Below are 20,151 nucleotides of genomic sequence, written 5' to 3' on the forward strand. Positions count from 1 at the left end.
GGGATGGGACATGGGGTGCTTCTTTCTCTGGAAGGGGAGGGACGTCAGTCGAAGGCGACGACGGTGACTTCGGCGTCGGCCCCGTCGGCGGACGGGCCGAAGCGCGCGGCGATGTGCTCGATTTCGGCGAGCTGGTCCATCGCCTGCGAACAGGCAAAGCCGTACCTGGCGCGCACCCGCTCCGAGGCGATGCCCAGCGCCTCGCGCGTGCGCGCCAGAAAGTCGCCCAGGGCGTAGCGCTGGCCGGGTGTCAGGTACTCCTGCACCACCAGCGAAGGCGAATAGCAGCGGGTTTCGCTGGCGTCGGGCCAGCGCACGTGGAAGTGCATCACGGGCATGGCAGGGTCTCGGTCATGGCGGGCGGCTGGATGAAGGCGTCGCGGCCGAAGTCCCACAGCAGCGCTTCGTCGCCGGCCTGGCGCAGCCGCACCTGCCGGGTGGCGTCGACCTCGCCGATCACGCCGCAGGCGATGTCGCGCGCAGCAAAGCGCGCCAGCACCGTGGCCACCTGCGCGGGCGCCACGCTCAGCACGAAGCCGTAGCTCGGGAACGACGAGAGCCAGCGCATCAGCGGCACGCCGTCGGGCCGGGGCAGCGCGTCGAGGTCGATGCGCGCGCCCACGCCGGAGCATTCGAGCAGCATCAGGGCCGTGCCCACGGCGCCGGCCATGCTGATGTCCTTGGCCGCGCCGCACAGCCCGTCTTCGGCCAGCAGGGGCAGCAGCTCCAGGTCGGCGCGCAGCCGCGCGGCCGGCGCGCGAGTGGAGGCGTTCCAGTAGGGAAATGGCTCCTCGTACGCGCCGCGCAGGTCGGCCGCCATCACCAGCAGGTGGCCGGGCTTCGCGTCGAAGCTGGTGAGCAGCTTGCGTGCGTGGCCGAGGATGGCGACGGCCAGCTGCGGTCGCTCGCTGCGGTTGTTGCTGTGCCCGCCCACCACGGGCACGCCGTAGCGCACGGCAGCCTCGGCCAGCCCGCGCAGCACGTCGTCCGCAGGGTTCATTCCGGTGCTCCACAGCGCGTCGACCACCGCCGTCGGCCGCCCGCCCATCGCGTAGATGTCGCTCACGTTGACCATCACGCCGCAGTAGCCGGCGAACCAGGGCATGCGCACGATGAAGTCTTCGACCAGGCCCTCGATGGCGAACAGCAGGTAGCCGCCGTGGCCGTCGGGAATGGCCGCGCAGTCGTCGCCGATGGGCACGGCCTGGGCGAGCGCGGCATGGCCGCCGGGCAGCGAGCGGCCGAGCGCGGCCACCACGTCGCTGATGTCACGCTTGTGGGCGAAGCCGCGCGTGGCGCGCAGGGCTTCGGCGATGGCGTGGACGTTCGCGGGCTCGGTCATGCCGCCACCTTCGCGCGCGTGACGAAGCCGCTCACGGGGTCGTGGCAGGGCGGGTACCAGCCGAGGTCGGCCTGCATGCGCGCATGCGCACGGCCATGCACCTGGGTCTCTGCCAGCAGTTGCCAGCCGAGCTTCCTGAACAGCGGCACGTTCTGCAGCTGCACCTGCGCAAGGAAGGTCTCGCAGCCCAGGGCGTGGGCGCGGGACACGGCCAGCCGGATCAGCGTGGCGCCCAGGTGCCCCTGGCTGCGGAACGCGGGGTGCACGGCCAGCCGCGAACCCCACCATTCGCCCGCTGCCTCGCCGCGGTGGATGCGCACCGTGCCCACCACCTGCTCGGGCATGCCGCCGTTGCACGACATGGCCACCAGCAGCCGCGCATGGTCGTCGGTGGCGTCGCGGTCGTCGCGCGCGAAGATGCCCTGCTCGATGCAGAACACCGCGCGGCGCAGCGCCATGGCCTCGTCGCGCTCCCACTGCTGGGCGGCTTCGCGCACCAGGTACTCGACGGGCGCGTAGTGGTCCGCCATTTCGAAGAGGTCGTCGATGCACAGCATGGTCAGCTTTCGCTTTCGTAGATCGACAGCGACGAGCACGCGCCGCACTTGCCGCAGCCGGCCTTGATGTCGCCCGAGCGCAGGCCCGCCGCCACCACGCGCTGGCCCAGCGGCGCGAGCAGCGACTTCATGAACTCGGGCGTGGGCGCGGGGTGGTCTTCGAGCGGCGTGCCGCTGATCGGCACGAACGGCACCACGAACGGGTACACGCCGCGCGCCAGCAGCTGGTCGCAGGTGTCGAGGATGGCCTCGCGCGTGTCGCCCAGCCCGGCCAGGATGTAGGTGCTGACCTGTCCGCGCCCGAACACGCCCACTGCCGCCTCGAAGGCGCTCATGTAGCGCGACACCGGCACGCTGGCCTTGCCCGGCATGAGGCGTTCGCGCACCTCGGGCGTCACCACTTCGAGGTGCATGCCCAGCGTGTCGATGCCAGCGGCCTTCATGCGGTGGAACCACTGGTCGTCGTCGGGCGGCTCGCACTGGCCCTGGATCGGAATGTCGACCGCCGCCTTGATGGCGAAAGCGCTCTCGCAGAGGATGGCCGCGCCGCGGTCGGTGGCGTTGGGCGTGCCGGTGGTCATGACCATGTGCTTCACGCCGTCGAGCAGCACGGCGGCGCGCGCCACCTCGGCCAGCTGCTCGGGCGTCTTGCGCGCGATGGTGCGGCCCGCCGCGAGCGACTGGCCGATCGCGCAGAACTTGCAGCTCTTCTTGCGGCTCTCGTAGCGGATGCATGTCTGCAGCACCGTGGTGGCCAGCACGTCGCTGCCGTGCAGCGTGGCGATGTGCGAGTAGGGCACGCCGTCGAAGGTCTGCATGGCGTAGAAGCGCGGCTGCTTCGGAAAGCTGATGCTGGCAATGGGGATGCTGCCGCGCATCACGCGGCTCATGCCTTCTTCGTCGGGCGCCTCGGCGGTGAAGGGCGAGTGCCAGGCGGTGGAGGTGTGCACTGGCACCATGATCGTGTGGCCGTCGACCGTCACGGCCTTGTGGTCCGAAGGGCCCGCGCCGCCGCGGCGGCTTGCAACGCCGGCCGACGGGTCAACCAGCCGCAACCCGAAGGACTGGAGCTCGGTCATCAGCTGCCGGCTGTCCTGGGGTGTCGTCGTTGCGATCGTGGTGGTCATGGTCTGGGCTCCGTTGAACTGAGGGTTGCGTGGCGTGCATCGGCACGGTGGTCTGCGCCGGCCGGTCGTTGATGGCGAGCGACAGCAGTTCGGGCCGCGCGTAGTGGCCGACCGAATCCATCATTCGCTTGCGCTTGGCGATCAGCGCCATGTCGAGGTCGGCCACCACCATGCCTTCGCCCTCGGTGAGCGGCGGCGCGAGGTGCTTGCCCTCGGGCGAGACGATGGCCGTGTGGCAGCCGCCGCGCAGCGCCTTGTGCAGGTTGGCGTCGGGCGTGACGCTGCGGATCTGCTCGTCGGTGAGCCAGCCGGTGGCGTTGATGACGAAGCAGCCGGACTCGAGCGCATGGTGGCGGATGGTCACTTCCATTTGCTCCGCGAAGATCGGCCCGACCAGCGAGCCGGGGAACTGCGCGCAATGAATCTCTTCGTGCTGCGCCATCAGCGCGTAGCGCGCGAGCGGGTTGTAGTGCTCCCAGCAGGCGAGCGCGCCGACACGGCCGACGGCGGTGTCCACCACCTTCAGGCCCGCGCCGTCGCCCATGCCCCAGACCATGCGCTCGTGGTACGTCGGCGTGATCTTGCGGCGCTTGAGCGCGAGCGTGCCGTCGGCGTCGAACACCAGCTGCGTGTTGTAGAGGCTGCCGTGGTCGCGCTCGTTCACGCCGAGCACCACCACCATGTTGCGCGCGCGGGCCCGCTCGGCCACGGCCTGCGTGACCGGCCCGGGAACCACCACCGCGCGCTCCACCAGCTGCAGGTGCGGCGCACCCTGCAGCACCGGCGGCAGCACGAAGCTGAAGTACGGGTAGTAGGGCACGAAGGTCTCGGGGAACACCGCGATCTGCGCGCCCCTGGCCGCGGCCTCGTCGATGGCGCTGCACACCCGCTCGAGCGTGCCGTCGGGGCGCTCGAAGTCGGGCGCGATCTGGATCGCGGCGGCGCGCACGGTGCGGGGGGTGGAAGCCATCTCCTTGTCCTGCCTTACAAGGTCCAGGTGTCGAGGATCACCGCGCCGGCCTTCTTGTGCAGCAGCACGATGTCCAGAACGTCGAGCGGGTTGATGGGCTTGATGCCCTCGATCAGCGCGCCTTCGCCGTGGCCGTACAAAGCCTGCAGCGCGAAGCGGCAGGCATACACCTTGCCGCCTTCTTCCATGAACTTGACGATCTGCTTGTTGAAGTTCTGGTGGCCCGGAAAGGCCTCGTCGCCCAGCGTGGGGAAGCCGCGCTGCACGCCCAGCGTCACGCCGGGGCCGTACAGCAGCACCGAGGTGTCGTAGCCCTTGCGCTTCAGGCGCGTGGCCTGCAGCAGGTTGACGAAACCGATGGAGCCTTCGAAGGCCACGGTGTGGAAGGTGACGAGCGCCTTCTCGCCGGGCTCTGCCTTGACGTCTTCGAACACCTTCTCTTCGTAGTCGACAAGGAACTCGCCTTTTTCGTTGCGGGGGCGGGTGACTTTGGGCATGGGGTACTCCGGTTGGGTGAGGGGTACGCAGGTCTTGCGTGCCTTTCTCATCGCAGGCGATGTGCCAGCGCCCAAAGGCCGACGTGCGATCAAGTCGCGATCAATGAGCGGCGGTGCGGGCCGGGTGGCGACAAAATTTTTTGCGGCGCCCGAAATTGCCCGGCCTGGGTGGGAAGAGGCAGCCCGTTTCGCACCGGGACGACGCATGTCCCGTGCGATCAATGCACCCGATCAATGGGGTTGATCGCACCGCATCGAAGCATTCTTCCGGCGTCTTCGCCCTCTGGCGGCCGTGAATCCCGGCGCGATTCCTGCGTGTTGATGGGCGGCCAGATGCAATCAATGAATGCAATCAACTTGCCGGACCCTCCCCGATGCCCACCATCACCGCCCACTGGCGCAGGCAGCTGCGCACCACCGCGAAGCCGGCCTACCTGCTGCTGGCCGACCTGATCGCCGACGACATCAAGACTGGCCGCCTGGGCGTGCGCGACCGCCTGCCCACGCTGCGCGAACTCGCAAGCGAGCTGGAACTGAACTACACGACGGTGGCGCGCGGCTACGCCGAGGCGCGCAAGCGCGGGTTGATCGACTCGCGCGCGGGCACCGGCACCTTCATCCGCTCGGGCAGCCCCAGCCTGCGGCTGCGCGGCGGCAGCGGCGCCGAGATGACGATGAACATGCCGCCCGAGCCCGACGACGCGCACCTGATGGCGCGGCTGCACGACAGCGCCAGCAAGGCCTTCGCGCAGCTCGATCTGCACGACCTGCTGCGCTACCAGGACTTCGGCGGCACCGCGCACGACCGCGAGGTGGCGATGCAGTGGCTGCGACCCTTCGTGCCCCATGCGAGCGTGGACCGCATCCTGGTGTGCCCCGGCATCCATGCGGTGCTGACCGCGCTGTTCTCGCAGCTGGCGCGCCCGGGCGAGCTGATCTGCGTGGAGTCGCTCACCTACCCGGGCGTCAAGGCCATCGCGGCGCAGCTGGGTGTGCAGCTGCACGCGCTGCAGATGGACGACGACGGACCCATCGCCGACGCCTTCGAGCACGCCTGCAAGACACTCAAGCCCAAGGCGCTGTACTGCAACCCCACGCTGCTGAACCCGACCGCGGCCACCGTGTCGCGCGCGCGGCGCGAGGCGCTGGCCGACGTGGCGCTGCGCTACGCGGTGCCGATCATCGAGGACGACGCCTACGGCATGCTGCCGCGCCAGACGCCCGCGTCATTGGCCACGCTGGCGCCGGGGCTCACCTACTACGTGAGCGGGTTTTCCAAGTGCTTCGGCGCCGGGCTGCGCAGCGCATATGTGTGCTCGCCGACGGTGGTGCAGTCGCAGCGGCTGGCCGGCGCCATGCGCGCGACCACCGTGATGGCCTCGCCGATCACCAATGCATTGACCACGCTGTGGGTGGAAGACGGCAGCACCGAAGAGATGCTGCAGGCGGTGCGCGCCGAGTCGGTGGCGCGGCAGGTGCTGGCCATGCGCTACCTGGGCGACGCCGGGTTGCAGGCGCACCCCGAGGGCTTCCACGCCTGGCTGCCGCTCACGCCCGGCTGGAGCCCGGTGGAGTTCGCGTCGTACCTGCGCACGCAGAACGTGGGCGTGGTGGCGAGCGCAGCCTTTTCCACCGACGGCGACCCGCCCGATGCGGTGCGCATCTGCCTGGGCGGGCCGATGTCGCGCGAGCAGTGCGACCAGGCGCTGCGCCTGATTGCGGACACGCTGGCACACCCGCTTCATCCGCACGCGACGCTGCGCTGAGCCTGCGCGGCGCGGCAGCGCGGGGCAGCATGCGCCTGTGCGTCAGCCCGTCACTCGGCCACGGCCGCGACGGCGGCGACAGCGCCGGCAATGCCCGAGAAGCCGGCGGCACCCGCCAGCAGCCTGGCGTCGCGGCCGTTCGCGCCGGCCCGTTCGCGCCATGCCAGGTAGAGCAGGAGCGCGGAGAAGCCGAAGATGCAGAGAGAGATTTCGTTCATGGCGTTTTTTCGTCAGCGCTTGGCGAACACGCCGTTCCACGCGAACACCGAGTTCGGCGCGTTCACATGCCGCAGGCTGGGCTCGGTGCGCACAGGCGACGCTTTCTTGCGCGTCGGTTCGTCGTCGACGCGCAGACCCTTGGCGAGCTGGTCGTCGACCAGGCTCTGCAGCGTGACGGAGCCGAGGAACTCCATCACGTGGTGCTTGGCGGAGGCCCAGAGGGCCTCGGTGGAATAGCAGCCGACTTCGGCCGCGTCCTGTTTGCTGTCGCGCGGGGGCGTGTCGGCGTCCGCTGGAACCTGGCCATCGACCGACGCGAGGATGTCGGCCACGGTGATCTCCGAAGCCCTGCGCGTCAGCGTGTAGCCGCCGCCGGGCCCGCGTGTCGCCTTGATGAGGGCATGCTGGCGAAGCTTGCTGAACAGCAGTTCGAGCGAGGAGCGGGCGATGTGCTGGCGCTGGCTGATCGATGCCAATGGCACGGGGCCGTCCCTCTCGCGCAGCGCGACATCGATCATGGCTGTCAGGGCGAAGCCGCCCTTGGTCGTCAGACGCATGGAGTATTCCTCGTGGATCGGCCTTGCATGGGCAAGGCGGTGAAGGGGTGTCCGGCGCGTTCGCGCGAGACAGGTACGCCCTGTAGGTGTCTGAACGCCGGTAAAAGTTTCCGGCACGGGCCTGGCCGGGGTGCGACGACCAGTGCGCGCATCAACTTCGGCGGCAACTCTCAAATCCCGTTTGAACTCTTTTGGCATCTACCCCCACCCGGGATGTCGCAGCACGGTTCGGGAATTACGTTGATTGCACGGGGGTTGCCGCAAGCATCAAGCAATGGAGTTGAAGACGCGCCTGCGGGCTGTTGTTCCACGACGGTCGGTCGTGTGGGCGCCGCGCGGGGGGGGCCTCAATGTGCATATCGGTATTGATCGTGCCCGAGGCGGCATGTTCAAGTTCACTGCGCATTCATTCGCCAGAAATACCCGCGCGGAATAGAGCTCAGGCGGAGCACAGCCATCGGCAGCCCCAGGAGTGGCCGATCGGCCGCCGCGCCTGCCGGCAGAAGCAAGCCGAATTTGCTCGGAATTCGCCTCCAGTGGGCATGCTAATTCCCATCTAATTTTGAAGTCAGTCAGTGGTCAGTCAAATGCGGAGCGGGAATTGGATGGGGCGACGGCGCCTTCATTTATTAGCAAGGAATTAGCAATGAATTAGCGGGCGGCGGCGCCGTTTTTTGACACAAAGACGTCATTCGCAATTCCTACATTTCTCCTCGATGTGGCGTTTTGCATTCAAAACGCACGATGCCCGCAGTCCCATGCAGGCCGGTCAAAACCATCCATAACCAACTTCCCAACCTATATGATGATTTTCGAAAGAAGAGTTTTGCTGACGTCATTGACGACAGTTGCGGCTTGCGTGCTCGCCGCTTGTGGGGGAGGGAGTGACGGAAACAGCGGCTTCTTCCCGATCAGCACGCCGCCCGCCAGCACGACCGGCACGACACTCAGCGGCGTGGTCGCCGCCAGCGGCTACGCGCCGGGAAGCACCACGGGCAACCCGACCCTGAAGGCCGGCTACTACCAGAAGGCCACGGTCTTCGTCGACACCAACGGCAACGGCGTGCTCGACAGCGGCGAAACCTCGACCACCACCGATGCCAGCGGCAAGTTCACGCTGACGACCACCAGCACCGGACCGCTGGTCGCCGACATCGGCACCAGCGCGACCAACACCGCCACCGGCGCCGCCGTGGCCAGCCACCTCATCCTGCGCGCCTCGACCGACCAGATCGCCGACCAGGGCGCGGGCAAGATCGTCATCAGCCCGCTGTCGAGCGAAGCGCAACGCCTGGTGGAAGCCAACGGCAGCAGCTATGCGACCGAAAAGGCCAACCTCGTCGCACGCATGAATGGCCCGGCCTTCAATCTGGGCGACGCCAAGTTCAGCGACCCGCTCGCCGATGTGAACACCCTGAGCGGCGCCACCCAGTACGCCGCGCTGTACCAAGACAACGAGCTGACCAACCGCTACACCTATGCGACGGCCAAGCTCGACCGCAAGGACCTGTTCCCCGACAACCTGGCCGTCCTGGGCGGCGACCCCCGCCTGGCCGGCCTGTCGAGCGCGACGCTCACCAACGCGGACGGCACCAAGGCCACCCCCACGGGGCCGCTGCAAAAGCAGGCGCCCATCACCTTCGCCCAGGCGCAGCAGGCGGCCTTCAACGTGGAAGGCGTGCCGGCGTACGACAACATCTTCGTCATCGTCGAAGAAAACAAGTCGACCGATGCAATCGTCGGCAACCCGCGGGCTGTGAACGTCAATCACATCCTGAACAACTACAACCAACTGAGCACGTACTATTCGACCGGCAACCCGTCCGAGCCGAACTACACCGCGCTGGGCGGCGGCGACGACTTCGGCATTCACGACGACAACTGGTTCGGTTGCGGTGCTGTCGGCCCGTATGCGGTCACCGACGTTGCGTTCGCCGGTGCAACGGCCTCCGACGGCCAGCCCTTGCCCGCGCAGGCCAAGCTCCCGCCGGCGACCAGCGCCCACCGCGCCGGCTACAGCGCGGCCAGCACGAGCTGCGGCGACACCCCGACCGGCGGCACCGTGCACAACGTCCCCGGAGACAACCTGTTCACGCTGATGTCCAGGACGGGCCGCACGATCCGCACCTACAGCGAGTCGATGAACCCCGGCCAGGACGTGCGCGCCGACAGCATTGCCGACACCAGCGTGGTCGCCACGTACGACACGAGCCGCCTGAAGGGCGTCACCAACCTGGACGGCTCCGCCATTCCCGCCCTCGTCGGCACGCCCAACTTCGCGGTGGTGAACGGGCTGTACAAGGTCAAGCACGGCCCGTCGATCGCCTTCCAGGAAGCACGCAAGCTGCCCGAGTTCGCGGCCACCAACCGCACCATCTTCGGCACGCAGTACCAGGAAGCGGACTGGCTCAAGACCACGGCCTACCAGGTCCCGAGCGGCTGGGTCTATGACCAGTTCACCAAGGACCTGGCCGCGGGCGATGTGGGCAACATCAACTTCATCGTTCCGGACCAGTGCGACGACATGCACGGCGTCGGCAGCGACACGAGCTGCCAGGGCGGCAACGACGGCCAGGGCCCCAACATCAAGCGCGCCGACATCTACCTGGGCATGACGGTCAAGGCGATCCAGAACTCGGCGCTGTGGAAGAACCCGAACAAGCGCGTTGCGATCGTCGTGATGTTCGACGAAGGCGAAGGCGGCAGCAACGGCTCGTGCTGCGGCTGGAACGCGGGCGGCCCGAATTCCGGCGCCGCACCGGTGACCGTGGACGCAAGCGGCAAGGCGACCGCCACCACGCCGCCGGCCAACTACGCCGGGGGCAATTTCGGCCACGGCAATTCGATCTTCGGCATCCTCACCAACCAGCAGGACGTGGGCACGGCGAAGAAGAAGGTTGCTGACAGCGACGCTTACAGCCACTTCTCGTTCGTGCGCACGCTGCAGGACATGTTCCAGCTTGCCGACCCGGCTGTCGATGCGACGTACCTGAACCGCGCCAAGTACTCGGAAGCGTTCATCACGGCCAACATCCTTGCGCTGCCGGAATACCAGAACAGCGCGGACACGCACTTCGACTCGGTGCGGCCGATCAACCATGCCTACGTGATCCCGGCCAACTACAAGCAGAAGCTGTACGCGAACGACATCGTCGGCGTGCAGGACCCGGACACGGGCAAGCTGGAAGGCCAGATCACGCCGCAGGTCGGTGCCGACGCGAGCCAGAGCAGCGTCTGGGCAACGAAGTAAAGCGAAGAGCGGCCAGACAGACAGACGACAGAAAAGCCGCGGAGGGTTCGGGGGCCGGACGCGAGGCGTCTCGCCTGCGGGCCACCGCGGCGCAGCATGAAGCGATTTTCCTTTTGATGAATCTGGTCACGGACAAGATGGTCTCGCTCGTCATGGCGCTCTCGGTAGCGCTGTTGGCTTTGACGGCTTGCGATGGCAGGAACGCCACGGCGGCGGCAAGCACCTCCGGCCCGCGCAAGCAGGTCCTGAGCACCCAGGCCCAGGTCGGGCAGCTGGCCTTCTTCGACAAGAACCTGTCGAGCGCCAAGAACATGTCGTGCGCGAGCTGCCACGACCCGCAATACGCCTACGGTCCGCCGAACAGCATCTCGGTGCAGCTGGGCTCCGATGTCACGAAGACCGGCGCGCGCGCCGTGCCTTCGTTGCGCTACAGGGAATCGACGCCGGCCTTCAGCGAGGACGCACCGAACCCCGACGGCGTGACCTCCAGCTCTCCGGGTGGCGGCTTCATGTGGGATGGCCGCGCGACGACGCTGGCGGCACAGGCCGGGATGCCGCTGCTCAACCCGCTCGAGATGAACAACACCTCCAAGGAAGCGGTCGTGAAGGTGGTTCAGGGCAGCACCTATGCCGGCCTGTTCAAGCAGGCGTTCGGCGCCGATGTGTTCGACAACACCGATGCCGCCTTCGACGCCCTGGGCACCGCGATCCAGGCGCTGGAGACCGAAGACCTAAGCTTTCACCCGTACAGCAGCAAATACGACCTCTATGTCTTCAACAAGATCGGTGGCGTGCTGACGCCAGCCGAGCGTCGCGGCGAGGTTCTGTTTCACAGCACCGGCGTCACCAACTGCTCGGGCTGCCACTACACGGGCGCCAACTTCAACGGCAACTCCGGCCTGATGACCGACTTCACCTACCAGGCCCTGGGTGCGCCGCGCAACGACAGGTCGATCCCGAACAACCCGGATCCGATTCCGGCCAACGACGACCCCAGATACTTCGACATGGGCCTCTGCGGCCCCTACCGCACCGACCACATGCCCGCCACGCCGGACACGCCCCACCCGTACTGCGGCATGTTCAAGGTGCCGGTGCTGCGCAACGTGGCGACGCGCGGCGCCTTCTTCCACAACGGCGTGCTCCATTCGCTGGACCAGGTCGTCAACTTCTACAACACGCGGGACACCAACCCGGAGTACTGGTATCCGGCGCGTGCCGACGGCACTGGCAAGCAGCAGGCCAACCCGGGCTGGGCGCTGCAGCCCACCTCCGTGCCGGGCGCAACGGTCGACAAGTTCAACGACCTGCCGCAAGTGCAGCAAGGCAGCATCGACGAGGAATTGCCGATGGGGACGGGCGAGGGCGGCGACAAGACGCTCGCCAGCGGCACGAAGCCGCGCCAGCCCGGCTCCCCACCGGTCATGACCCCGCAGCAGATCGCCGACCTGGTCTGCTTCCTGGGCGTGCTGAGCGACGGCTACCAGCCTCCCTCCGCACCACCGACCACCGGCAGGTGCGTGAAGTGAAGGCGAACAGAGCCCCAGCCCTTGCGCGCCGCGTCGGTGGCGCCGCGTTGCTGTTGATGCTGCTGGCCTCGCTCGCCGGTTGCGACAACGAGCAGGCGCGCTTTGCGAACCGGGAGAACTTCACCGCGACGACGAACGACTACCTCGCCCAGCGCGGGCACGTGTGCCTGGCCAAATACGAATGGCCGATCACGGTCGCGGCCGGATCGCACGAAGCCGATGCGCAGCAGATGCCCGTGCTTGAGAAGCTGGGCCTGGTGACCGGCAAGGATGTCGTCGCCACCACCACCAAGGACACCACGGCGACCGTGCCAGCCCGTGAATACGCGCTGACCGATGCAGGGCGCAAGTACTACCTGCAGGTGCCCGTGGTGATACGTACGACGACGCAGACGCTCACGCACCCGGCCGACTTCTGCGCGGCCACGCTGAGCCTGGATCGCCTGATCGGCTGGGATCCGCCGCAAACACGCGACGGCCGTACCGCGACCTCGCTGCTCTTCACGTACCGCATCGCACCCGAGCCCTGGGCTGGAACGCCCGAGGTGCTGCAAGCCTTCCCGTTGCTGGCGCGCGCCATCCAGCGCGAAGGAACGATGCAGGTGCGCCTTGGCGTCCACCTGACGCGGCACGGCTGGGTTGCGGACGAGCTCGATGCGCACTGAGGCCGCGATCGTCACGCCGCCCGCCACCGTCATCCATCAATCAACAAGAGACCGCATGAATTTCCGCTTTACCCGCCCGAGCCGACGCACCCGGACTTCGATCAAGGCCCTGACCGGCATCGCCATGGTCTGCGCGCTGGCCGCATGCGGCACCGGCAACGATGCCAAGGCACCCACGGCCGACAATCTCGCGGCCCCGCTGGACGACTACCTGGCCCAGAGCGGCGACCTCTGCCTTGCCATGTTCGACTGGCCGATCGACCTGACCGAAGCAGAGGCCGGTTCAGGTGCGCGCCATGCCGTTCAGTTTCCGGTGATGGAACAGCTGGGGCTGGTGCACAGCACCATCGTCCCCGCGCCGAAGAGCGCCGAGAACCCGGACGGCGCAGTCAAGCGATTCGAACTCACCGAGGCCGGCCGCAAGTTCTACAAGCCGCGCGTGCAAGCGGCCCGCGGCACCGAACACGCCCACGACTTCTGCGTGGCCCATCTCAGGCGCGAGAAGATCGTCGACGTCAAGCTCGATGCTTCCGACGCACAACACAAGCTGGCGGTGGTGAGCTACACCTACCAGGTCGACCCGGCGCCGTGGATGCAGAACGCCGACGCGCAGCGCGTGTTCCCGATGATCACGCGCATCATGAACGGCGCGGGCGGCAAGTTGCAGCTGCGCCAGGGATTCGCGCTCGGCGACAAGGGCTGGGTCGCTCACGCGGGTCCGGTGTGACGCGCTCATGAGTGCCGCGCCAAGGGTGCACCGATGAGCAGCGTCGTCCGCTTCTCGCCAGACCTCGGCCGCTGGGTCACGCGCAACCTCGACGCCGGCCAGGCGCCACAGTCGCTGGTGGCCACGATGCGCGTGCAGGGCATGAACGAGCGGCCCGCGCAGGCCATCGTCGCGGCCTTCGTCGAGGCGCGGCAACGCGGCGGGGCCATGCCGGCGGACGCCATCGAACTGCCCGACGAGGCCTCTTCCAGGCCCGCGGCGCGGCTCGCGCCGGGCACGCGGATCCTGGCGGGCGACCGTGACATCGTCGTGCACTCGCGCGGCGAAGACCCGGTCTTTGCCGCGCTTGGCAACGTCGTGGACGCCGACGAATGCAGGTCCATCATCGACATGGCGCGGCCGCGCCTGAAGCCTTCCACCCTGGTCGATCCGATGAGCGGCCGCGATGTGGTGAGCGACAAGCGCGCAAGCTGGGGCATGTTTTTTCGCCTCGAGGAAAACGACCTGGTCGCTCGCCTCGATCGACGCCTCTCGATGCTGATGAACCTTCCGTTGGAAAACGGCGAGGGGTTGCAGGTGCTGTACTACCCCACCGGTGCAGGCAGCGAACCTCACCACGACTATCTGGCGCCGACCAACGCCGCCAACCGTGAATCCATCGCGCGAAGCGGTCAGCGCGTGAGCACCCTGGTGACCTATCTGAACGAAGTGCCGGACGGCGGCCAGACCGTCTTCCCGCAACTGGGCCTCGCGGTCTCGCCGATTCGCGGCAATGCCTGCTACTTCGAGTACTGCGACGACAACGGCCGCGTCGATGCGAGGTCGCTGCACGCCAGCGCGACCGTGACCCGGGGCGAGAAGTGGGTCATGACGAAGTGGATGCGCGAGCGCCGATTCGTGGCCGCCGAGGGCGTGGGTCGCCGCTGAAAATCGGTGCCGTTGCACAGTCCGAATCCGGGCCGGCACCTTCTCCTCTCGGTCGGGTCTTCGAAATGTCTTGAACGCCATTTTTCGATGCTCGGTAAAGTGCAGGATTGTTTTCGTAACTCCATTTTTCTGTTTTGAACTCTATGCGCTTCGACCACTCCCGCTTCGACGCCGCCATCGTCGACCTCGACGGCACCATGGTCGACACGCTCGGCGATTTCGCCGAGGCGCTCAACCGCATGCTGCGCGACCTCGAACTGCCGCCGGTGTCGGCTGCCGCCATCGAGCGGATGGTGGGCAAGGGTTCGGAGCACCTGATTCATTCGGCGCTCGTGCATGTGATGACGCCTGACGGTGCGGCAGGCGCCGATGCGAAGGCGAGGGCGCTGTTCGACCGCGCGTGGGAGCGCTATCAGCACCACTACCTCGGCATCAACGGGCAGCACTCGGCTGTGTACCCCGGTGTGATCGAAGGCCTGAAGGCGTTGCGCGCGCGAGGCCTGCGGTTGGCTTGCCTCACCAACAAGCCGGCGTCGTTCGCCAAGCCCTTGCTGGCCGCGAAAGGGCTCGATGGATTCTTCGAGCTGGTGTTCGGTGGCGATGCCTTCGAGCGCAAGAAGCCCGATCCGCTGCCGCTCTTGAAGACCTGCGAGGCGCTGGGCACCGCACCCGCGCGCACGCTGATGGTCGGCGACTCGAGCAACGATGCGCGCGCAGCCCGGGACGCGGGTTGCCCGGTGGTGCTCGTGACCTACGGCTACAACCATGGCGAGCCGGTGCGCAGCGTGGATGCGGACGGCTTCGTGGATTCGCTGGCCGACCTCTGAAGTCGCCGGCGTTGCCGGTCAGGGCTTGATGCCGAGCAGCGCGTCCTTCAGCTTCCAGTCGGCCGGGTTCGGGCCGAGCCAGATGCGCAGCAGCGCATTGAAGAAGGCCGGCTCCTTCACGGGGTCGGCCTGCGGCACGCCGCGCACGGTGATGAGCGTGCCGGTGCCGGGCAGCCAGTCGATGGTGAAGGTGTCGCCGGTCTTGAGCTGTTTCTGGTCGGCGAACATCTGTCCCATGCGCAGCAGGCCCGGAATGAGGTTGACCATTTCGCTCTTGGGCGAGTTCTCTTCCACGCCCTTGGTTAAGAGCTTGCCCAGTTCGTTGGCGTCGATGTCGCGCAGCATGGTGATCGCCACGCGCTTGGGGCCGGGCGCCGCCAGCGCTTCCTGGGGCGTGGACACCTTCTGGCCCACGTACAGGCCGGCCGTGTAGACCTTGAAGATGGCCTTGTAGCGCACGCCCGCGCCGTTCAGCTGCAGCGCGGTGCCGCGCAGGTCCATGCGGTCTTCGAGCTTGACGCCGGCCACGTCGACCTGCGCGGCGAACGCGCCGGAGGCGGTTGCAAGGCAAGCCGCCACGATGAGGCGGGCACACACGGTCGGAAGCGAATGAGCGGGCACGGGGAGTCTCCTTGGAGTTTTGCGAACGGTCGTGCGAATGTATCTTTTTGTTTTACGTGGCAGCCTTCGGGGGAACCCTGAAGACCGCCAATGGCAGCCTTGTTGCGCGCCTTTTTCGTTTTCGTGGGCTAAACTCCGCGCTCCATGTTCGTTCATCACATCATTCAAACAGGTGAAGGCAGCCGGGGAGCCTGGCCCTGGCGTAGCCATACTTCGCTGACTGTTTGATTGCACGGCGCACGCCGTGCGCCCGCGGTTCCGGCTCGCCACAGACGCCGGACCACCAGTGAATGACCTTGCCACCGGCCGAAGGCGCGCCGTCTGGCAACTGGAGAACGAATCCGTGATCACCGAACTTGAATTCAAGAGCCTCAGCGCCCAGGGATACAACCGTATTCCGCTGATGGCCGAGGCCTTTGCCGACCTCGAAACCCCCCTGTCCCTCTACCTCAAGCTGGCCCACTCGCAGGGCGGCGGCAAGCACAGCTTCCTGCTCGAATCGGTGGTGGGCGGCGAGCGCTTCGGGCGCTACAGCTTCATCGGCCTGCCCGCGAAGACGCTGCTGCGTGCCTCGGGCTTCGGCGAGGAGGCCGTGACAGAGGTGGTGACCGACGGGCAGGTCGTCGAGACCGCGCGGGGCAACCCGCTCGACTTCGTGGCCGAGTACCAGAAGCGCTTCAAGGTCGCGCTGCGGCCCGGCCTTCCGCGTTTCTGCGGCGGCCTGGCGGGCTACTTCGGCTACGACACGGTGCGCCACATCGAGCGCAAGCTCGAGAAGAGCTGCCCGCCCGACACGCTGGGCTGCCCCGACATCCTGCTGTTGCAGTGCGAGGAACTGGCGGTCATCGACAACCTGTCGGGCAAGCTGTACCTCATCGTCTACGCCGACCCGAAGCAGTCCGAAGCCTATGCCACGGGCAAGCGCCGTCTGCGCGAGTTGAAGGACAAGCTCAAGTACTCGGTGAGCGCACCCGTCGTCAAGCCCACGCAGGCGCATCCACCCGAACGCAGCTTCGCCAAGGCCGACTACATCGCGGCCGTGGAGCGCGCCAAGGAAATGATCGCCGCCGGCGACTTCATGCAGGTGCAGGTGGGGCAGCGCATCAGCAAGCGCTACACCGAGTCGCCGCTGTCGCTGTACCGCGCGCTGCGTTCGCTCAACCCCTCGCCGTACATGTACTACTACCACCTGGGCGACTTCCACGTGGTGGGCGCCTCGCCCGAGATCCTGGTGCGCCAGGAGAACACGAGCGACGGCGAGCAGAAGATCACCATCCGGCCGCTGGCCGGCACGCGCCCGCGCGGCGCTTCGCTCGAGCTCGACAAGGCCGCGGAAGAAGAACTCATCAACGACCCGAAGGAGCGCGCCGAGCACGTCATGCTGATCGACCTGGCGCGCAACGACATCGGGCGCATCGCCAAGACCGGCACCGTGAAGGTGACCGAGGCCTTCGCGGTGGAGCGCTACAGCCACGTGATGCACATCGTGAGCAACGTGGAAGGCACGCTGAAGGACGGCATGACCGCCATCGACGTGCTGAAGGCCACGTTCCCGGCGGGCACGCTGACCGGCGCGCCCAAGGTGCATGCGATGGAGCTCATCGACCAGCTGGAGCCCACCAAGCGCGGCCTCTACGGCGGCGCCTGCGGCTACATCAGCTATGCCGGCGACATGGACGTGGCCATTGCCATCCGCACCGGCATCGTGAAGGACCAGATGCTGCACGTGCAGGCCGCGGCCGGCGTGGTGGCCGACTCGGTGCCCGAGCTGGAATGGAAAGAAACAGAGGCCAAGGCACGCGCACTGTTGCGCGCCGCCGAACTGGTCGAGGAAGGCCTGGAATGAGCACTGCACCTGATATTCAAAACGACTTTTCGCACGAGATCATCGGCGCCGCCGTCGAGGTGCAGCGCGTGCTCGGCACGGGGCTCGACGAAGGCGCCTATGCCGCGGCGCTGGCCATCGAGCTGGCCGAGCGCGAGATCGGCTTCACGCGCGACGTGGCGCTGTCGGCCAGCTACAAGGGCCGCTCGCTCGGCGATGTGTACCGCGCGGGCTTCGTCATCGAGCAGTCGGTCATCGTGGAGCTCAAGGCGGTCGACGTGCTGACCGACCTGCACCGCGCGCAGGTGCTCGCGGCGTTGCGCCTGTCGGGCCTGAAGCTGGGGCTGCTGATCAACTTCAACGTGTTCCCTGTCGTGAAGGGCGTGCACCGGATTGTGAGCAAGCCATGAAACTGCTGATGATCGACAACTACGACAGCTTCACCTACAACATCGTCCAGTACTTCGGCGAGCTGGGTGCGGATGTGCAGGTGCATCGCAACGACGAGATCACGGTGGCGCAGATCGGCGAGCTGATCGCCTCGGGCGTCACGCGGCTCGTGGTGTCGCCGGGGCCCTGCTCGCCGGCGGAGGCGGGCGTGTCGGTGGCGGCCATCGAAGCCTTCGCGGGCCAGCTGCCGATTCTGGGTGTGTGCCTGGGCCACCAGGCCATTGGCGCAGCCTTCGGCGGCAGGATCGTGCGCGCGCAGCAGCTGATGCACGGCAAGACCAGCGAGATCACGACCACGCGCGAAGGCGTGTTCGCGGGGCTGCCGGAGAAGTTCGTCGTCAACCGGTATCACTCGCTGGCCATCGAGCGCGAAAGCTGTCCCAAGGACCTGGCCGTCACCGCCTGGACCTATGACGGCGAGATCATGGGGGTGCGGCACACTGGATTCGCGCACGAGGTGCGCATCGAAGGCGTGCAGTTCCATCCCGAATCGATCCTTACCGAGCACGGCCACGCCATGCTCAAGAACTTCCTGGACTGAGCCACCATGACCGATCGCACCTCCCTCGTCGACCTGCGCAGCGACACCGTCACGCAACCCACGCCCGCGATGCGCGAGGCCATGATGGCGGCGCCGCTGGGCGATGACGTCTTCGGCACCGATCCGAGCATGAACGCGCTGCAGGAAAAGATCGCGGCCTTGCTGGGCTTCGAGGCGGCGCTGTTCGTGCCGACCGGCACGCAGAGCAACCTGTGCGCGATCCTGTCGCATTGCGGCCGCGGCGACGAGTACATCGTCGGCCAGCAGGCGCACTGCTACCGCTGGGAAGGCGGCGGCGCGGCGGTGTTCGGCAGCGTGCAGCCGCAGCCGCTCGACCATGCGAGCGACGGCACGCTGCCGCTCGCGCAGATCGAAGCAGCCATCAAGCCCGACGACGCGCACTTCGCGCGCACGCGGCTGCTGGCGCTGGAGAACACGCTGGGCGGCAAGCTGCTGCCCTTCGAATACGTGCAGGCCGCGACCGACCTGGCCAAGCGCAAGGGACTGCAGCGGCATCTGGACGGGGCTCGTCTTTTCAATGCGGCCACGGCGCAGGCTGCACTGAACAACCGCAGCGACATCCGTGCGGAAGCGCGCCGCATCGCGCAGTGCTTCGACAGTGTGTCGGTGTGCTTCAGCAAAGGGCTGGGCGCGCCCATCGGCTCGGCGCTGGTCGGTTCGCGCGAGTTCATCGCGCGGGCGCACCGCATTCGCAAGATGGCGGGCGGCGGCATGCGGCAGGCGGGGCTGCTGGCCGCGGCGGCGTCGCATGCGCTCGACCACCATGTTGATCGCCTGGCCGACGACCATGCGCTGGCGCAACGGCTCGCGCAGGGGCTCGAAGGCATCGAAGGCCTGACGGTGGAGGCGCCGCACACGAATATCGTGTTCGCCGATCTCACGGGTGCCGCGCAGGCGCGCTCCTCGGAGCTGATCGCGAGCCTCAACAGCCAGGGCATCCTGGCGACGGGGCTGTACCGCCTGCGCTTCGTGACGCACCTCGATGTCGATGCCGCCGGCGTCGACCGGGCCGTCGCCGCGATCCGCGCCTTCTTCAACGCCTGAGCCCTGCGAGGACGCGATGCCTGATTTGCCCCATCTGCTCGCCTTCATCGCCGCCGGCTGGCTGCTGAACCTCACGCCCGGGCCCGACGTGCTGTACGTCGTGGCGAACTCGCTGCGTTCCGGCGTGCGCGCCGGCATCGTGGCGGGGCTGGGCATCACGGCGGGCTGCTTCGTCCACATCTTCGCGGCCGCAGTGGGCGTCGGCACGCTGATGGCGACATCGGCTGCGGCCTTCACCGTGCTCAAGTACGTCGGCGCGGCGTACCTGCTGTACCTGGGCGTGCGCATGGTGCTGTCGCGCCCGGCGCCGGCGGCCGACATCGACCAGGCGGCTGTCGCGGCGGGTGCGCAGCGCAGTCTCAAGGCCATTTTCATGGGCGGCTTCTGGACCAACGTGCTCAACCCGAAGGTGGCGCTGTTCTTCCTTGCTTTCGTGCCGCAGTTCATCGCGCCGGGCGCCGACGACAAGGCGCTGTACTTCGTGCTGCTGGGCGTGCTGTTCAACCTGAACGCCATTCCCGTGAACGTGGGCTGGGCCTTGGCCGCGGGTTGGATGGCGAAACGCGGCGCGGTGCGCAAGGGCATGCACTGGCTCGACCGTGCGGCCGGCGTTCTTTTCATCGGCTTCGGCCTCAAGCTCGCGTTCACCGACGCGCCCGCCGTTCGCATCGGCCGCTGATTCACTCTCG

At 67.4% G+C, this 20,151-nt stretch carries 21 protein-coding genes; 12 read left to right on the top strand and 9 right to left on the bottom strand.

The annotated features are described in order from the left end of the window. Positions 1-44: 44 nt before the first annotated feature. From AC0IYU_RS20225 to AC0IYU_RS20250, 6 genes are read right to left on the bottom strand one after another with little or no spacing between them, the layout of a single operon-like run. Positions 45-338: an MSMEG_0570 family nitrogen starvation response protein gene (locus AC0IYU_RS20225; protein ID WP_472120459.1), complete on the bottom strand. Its 294-nt coding sequence runs from the start codon at positions 336-338 to the stop codon at positions 45-47. Continuing rightward, positions 329-1,342 carry a sll0787 family AIR synthase-like protein gene (locus tag AC0IYU_RS20230; RefSeq protein ID WP_472120460.1) on the bottom strand — a complete coding sequence of 338 codons (1,014 nt, stop codon included), beginning with the start codon at positions 1,340-1,342 and terminating at the stop codon, positions 329-331. Before AC0IYU_RS20230 ends, AC0IYU_RS20225 begins: the two co-directional genes overlap by 10 nt. Then, a complete protein-coding gene (locus AC0IYU_RS20235) occupies positions 1,339-1,899 on the bottom strand; it encodes an MSMEG_0567/Sll0786 family nitrogen starvation N-acetyltransferase (RefSeq protein WP_472120461.1) in 561 nt (186 codons plus the stop codon). The genes AC0IYU_RS20230 and AC0IYU_RS20235 overlap by 4 nt, the downstream gene beginning before the upstream one ends. A 2-nt stretch (positions 1,900-1,901) precedes the next feature. After that, a complete protein-coding gene (locus AC0IYU_RS20240) occupies positions 1,902-2,978 on the bottom strand; it encodes an MSMEG_0568 family radical SAM protein (protein ID WP_472120721.1) in 1,077 nt (358 codons plus the stop codon). Further along, positions 2,941-3,996, bottom strand: coding sequence for a Nit6803 family nitrilase (locus tag AC0IYU_RS20245; protein ID WP_472120463.1), 1,056 nt, complete (start codon positions 3,994-3,996; stop codon positions 2,941-2,943). The genes AC0IYU_RS20240 and AC0IYU_RS20245 overlap by 38 nt, the downstream gene beginning before the upstream one ends. 14 nt (positions 3,997-4,010) lie before the next feature. After that, positions 4,011-4,493, bottom strand: a complete 483-nt coding sequence (locus AC0IYU_RS20250) for an MSMEG_0572/Sll0783 family nitrogen starvation response protein (protein WP_108142592.1) — start codon at positions 4,491-4,493, stop codon at positions 4,011-4,013. 374 nt (positions 4,494-4,867) lie between these two features. Here AC0IYU_RS20250 and AC0IYU_RS20255 point away from each other — a divergent pair, with 374 nt between their 5' ends. Continuing rightward, complete coding sequence (locus tag AC0IYU_RS20255; RefSeq protein ID WP_472120465.1) at positions 4,868-6,259, top strand: aminotransferase-like domain-containing protein; 1,392 nt, start codon at positions 4,868-4,870, stop codon at positions 6,257-6,259. A 50-nt stretch (positions 6,260-6,309) separates the two neighbouring features. Here AC0IYU_RS20255 and AC0IYU_RS20260 read toward each other — a convergent pair whose 3' ends face one another. Next, entirely contained in the window at positions 6,310-6,477 is a 168-nt protein-coding gene (locus tag AC0IYU_RS20260) for a hypothetical protein (RefSeq protein ID WP_472120467.1), read from the bottom strand. A 12-nt stretch (positions 6,478-6,489) separates the two neighbouring features. Next, a complete protein-coding gene (locus tag AC0IYU_RS20265; protein WP_435488229.1) occupies positions 6,490-7,035 on the bottom strand; it encodes an Rrf2 family transcriptional regulator in 546 nt (181 codons plus the stop codon). 805 nt (positions 7,036-7,840) lie between these two features. Here AC0IYU_RS20265 and AC0IYU_RS20270 point away from each other — a divergent pair. The 6 genes from AC0IYU_RS20270 (at position 7,841) to AC0IYU_RS20295 (ending at position 14,960) form a co-directional block, all read left to right on the top strand. Further along, positions 7,841-10,285, top strand: coding sequence for an alkaline phosphatase family protein (locus AC0IYU_RS20270; RefSeq protein ID WP_472120723.1), 2,445 nt, complete (start codon positions 7,841-7,843; stop codon positions 10,283-10,285). Between the two features lie 116 nt (positions 10,286-10,401). Continuing rightward, on the top strand, positions 10,402-11,814 hold the full coding sequence (locus AC0IYU_RS20275) for a cytochrome-c peroxidase (protein WP_472120469.1): 1,413 nt from the start codon (positions 10,402-10,404) through the stop codon (positions 11,812-11,814). After that, entirely contained in the window at positions 11,811-12,479 is a 669-nt protein-coding gene (locus AC0IYU_RS20280; protein ID WP_472120471.1) for a hypothetical protein, read from the top strand. Before AC0IYU_RS20275 ends, AC0IYU_RS20280 begins: the two co-directional genes overlap by 4 nt. A gap of 55 nt (positions 12,480-12,534) precedes the next feature. Then, complete coding sequence (locus tag AC0IYU_RS20285) at positions 12,535-13,206, top strand: hypothetical protein (RefSeq protein WP_472120473.1); 672 nt, start codon at positions 12,535-12,537, stop codon at positions 13,204-13,206. A gap of 33 nt (positions 13,207-13,239) precedes the next feature. Continuing rightward, positions 13,240-14,133 (top strand): 2OG-Fe(II) oxygenase, encoded by an 894-nt coding sequence (locus tag AC0IYU_RS20290; protein WP_472120474.1) that lies wholly within the window; start codon positions 13,240-13,242, stop codon positions 14,131-14,133. 143 nt (positions 14,134-14,276) lie between these two features. After that, positions 14,277-14,960 (top strand): phosphoglycolate phosphatase, encoded by a 684-nt coding sequence (locus AC0IYU_RS20295; RefSeq protein WP_472120724.1) that lies wholly within the window; start codon positions 14,277-14,279, stop codon positions 14,958-14,960. Between the two features lie 18 nt (positions 14,961-14,978). On the opposite strand, the gene AC0IYU_RS20300 is transcribed toward AC0IYU_RS20295, so the two are convergent. After that, complete coding sequence (locus AC0IYU_RS20300; protein WP_472120475.1) at positions 14,979-15,581, bottom strand: chalcone isomerase family protein; 603 nt, start codon at positions 15,579-15,581, stop codon at positions 14,979-14,981. 343 nt (positions 15,582-15,924) lie between these two features. Here AC0IYU_RS20300 and trpE point away from each other — a divergent pair, with 343 nt between their 5' ends. The 5 genes from trpE to AC0IYU_RS20325 are packed head-to-tail and all read left to right on the top strand — an operon-like array spanning position 15,925 to position 20,141. Then, entirely contained in the window at positions 15,925-17,427 is a 1,503-nt protein-coding gene (gene trpE / locus AC0IYU_RS20305; RefSeq protein ID WP_472120477.1) for an anthranilate synthase component I, read from the top strand. Further along, positions 17,424-17,816 carry a GxxExxY protein gene (locus AC0IYU_RS20310; RefSeq protein ID WP_354359134.1) on the top strand — a complete coding sequence of 131 codons (393 nt, stop codon included), beginning with the start codon at positions 17,424-17,426 and terminating at the stop codon, positions 17,814-17,816. The genes trpE and AC0IYU_RS20310 overlap by 4 nt, the downstream gene beginning before the upstream one ends. Continuing rightward, positions 17,813-18,397, top strand: coding sequence for an aminodeoxychorismate/anthranilate synthase component II (locus tag AC0IYU_RS20315; RefSeq protein ID WP_472120478.1), 585 nt, complete (start codon positions 17,813-17,815; stop codon positions 18,395-18,397). The genes AC0IYU_RS20310 and AC0IYU_RS20315 overlap by 4 nt, the downstream gene beginning before the upstream one ends. A gap of 6 nt (positions 18,398-18,403) precedes the next feature. Continuing rightward, on the top strand, positions 18,404-19,462 hold the full coding sequence (gene ltaE / locus AC0IYU_RS20320) for a low-specificity L-threonine aldolase (RefSeq protein WP_472120480.1): 1,059 nt from the start codon (positions 18,404-18,406) through the stop codon (positions 19,460-19,462). A gap of 16 nt (positions 19,463-19,478) precedes the next feature. Next, on the top strand, positions 19,479-20,141 hold the full coding sequence (locus AC0IYU_RS20325) for a LysE family translocator (protein WP_472120482.1): 663 nt from the start codon (positions 19,479-19,481) through the stop codon (positions 20,139-20,141). Positions 20,142-20,151 lie beyond the last annotated feature (10 nt).

This window comes from Variovorax sp. AC103, assembly GCF_979254005.1.

What these genes read in the sequence shown, in the direction of transcription:
- AC0IYU_RS20225 (WP_472120459.1), bottom strand. Translation starts at nt 338, where the DNA reads ATGCCCGTGATGCACTTCCACGTGCGCTGGCCCGACGCCAGCGAAACC.
- AC0IYU_RS20230 (WP_472120460.1), bottom strand. Translation starts at nt 1,342, where the DNA reads ATGACCGAGCCCGCGAACGTCCACGCCATCGCCGAAGCCCTGCGCGCC.
- AC0IYU_RS20235 (WP_472120461.1), bottom strand. Translation starts at nt 1,899, where the DNA reads ATGCTGTGCATCGACGACCTCTTCGAAATGGCGGACCACTACGCGCCC.
- AC0IYU_RS20240 (WP_472120721.1), bottom strand. Translation starts at nt 2,978, where the DNA reads ATGACCGAGCTCCAGTCCTTCGGGTTGCGGCTGGTTGACCCGTCGGCC.
- AC0IYU_RS20245 (WP_472120463.1), bottom strand. Translation starts at nt 3,996, where the DNA reads ATGGCTTCCACCCCCCGCACCGTGCGCGCCGCCGCGATCCAGATCGCG.
- AC0IYU_RS20250 (WP_108142592.1), bottom strand. Translation starts at nt 4,493, where the DNA reads ATGCCCAAAGTCACCCGCCCCCGCAACGAAAAAGGCGAGTTCCTTGTC.
- AC0IYU_RS20255 (WP_472120465.1), top strand. Translation starts at nt 4,868, where the DNA reads ATGCCCACCATCACCGCCCACTGGCGCAGGCAGCTGCGCACCACCGCG.
- AC0IYU_RS20260 (WP_472120467.1), bottom strand. Translation starts at nt 6,477, where the DNA reads ATGAACGAAATCTCTCTCTGCATCTTCGGCTTCTCCGCGCTCCTGCTC.
- AC0IYU_RS20265 (WP_435488229.1), bottom strand. Translation starts at nt 7,035, where the DNA reads ATGCGTCTGACGACCAAGGGCGGCTTCGCCCTGACAGCCATGATCGAT.
- AC0IYU_RS20270 (WP_472120723.1), top strand. Translation starts at nt 7,841, where the DNA reads ATGATTTTCGAAAGAAGAGTTTTGCTGACGTCATTGACGACAGTTGCG.
- AC0IYU_RS20275 (WP_472120469.1), top strand. Translation starts at nt 10,402, where the DNA reads ATGAATCTGGTCACGGACAAGATGGTCTCGCTCGTCATGGCGCTCTCG.
- AC0IYU_RS20285 (WP_472120473.1), top strand. Translation starts at nt 12,535, where the DNA reads ATGAATTTCCGCTTTACCCGCCCGAGCCGACGCACCCGGACTTCGATC.
- AC0IYU_RS20290 (WP_472120474.1), top strand. Translation starts at nt 13,240, where the DNA reads ATGAGCAGCGTCGTCCGCTTCTCGCCAGACCTCGGCCGCTGGGTCACG.
- AC0IYU_RS20295 (WP_472120724.1), top strand. Translation starts at nt 14,277, where the DNA reads ATGCGCTTCGACCACTCCCGCTTCGACGCCGCCATCGTCGACCTCGAC.
- AC0IYU_RS20310 (WP_354359134.1), top strand. Translation starts at nt 17,424, where the DNA reads ATGAGCACTGCACCTGATATTCAAAACGACTTTTCGCACGAGATCATC.
- AC0IYU_RS20315 (WP_472120478.1), top strand. Translation starts at nt 17,813, where the DNA reads ATGAAACTGCTGATGATCGACAACTACGACAGCTTCACCTACAACATC.
- ltaE (WP_472120480.1), top strand. Translation starts at nt 18,404, where the DNA reads ATGACCGATCGCACCTCCCTCGTCGACCTGCGCAGCGACACCGTCACG.
- AC0IYU_RS20325 (WP_472120482.1), top strand. Translation starts at nt 19,479, where the DNA reads ATGCCTGATTTGCCCCATCTGCTCGCCTTCATCGCCGCCGGCTGGCTG.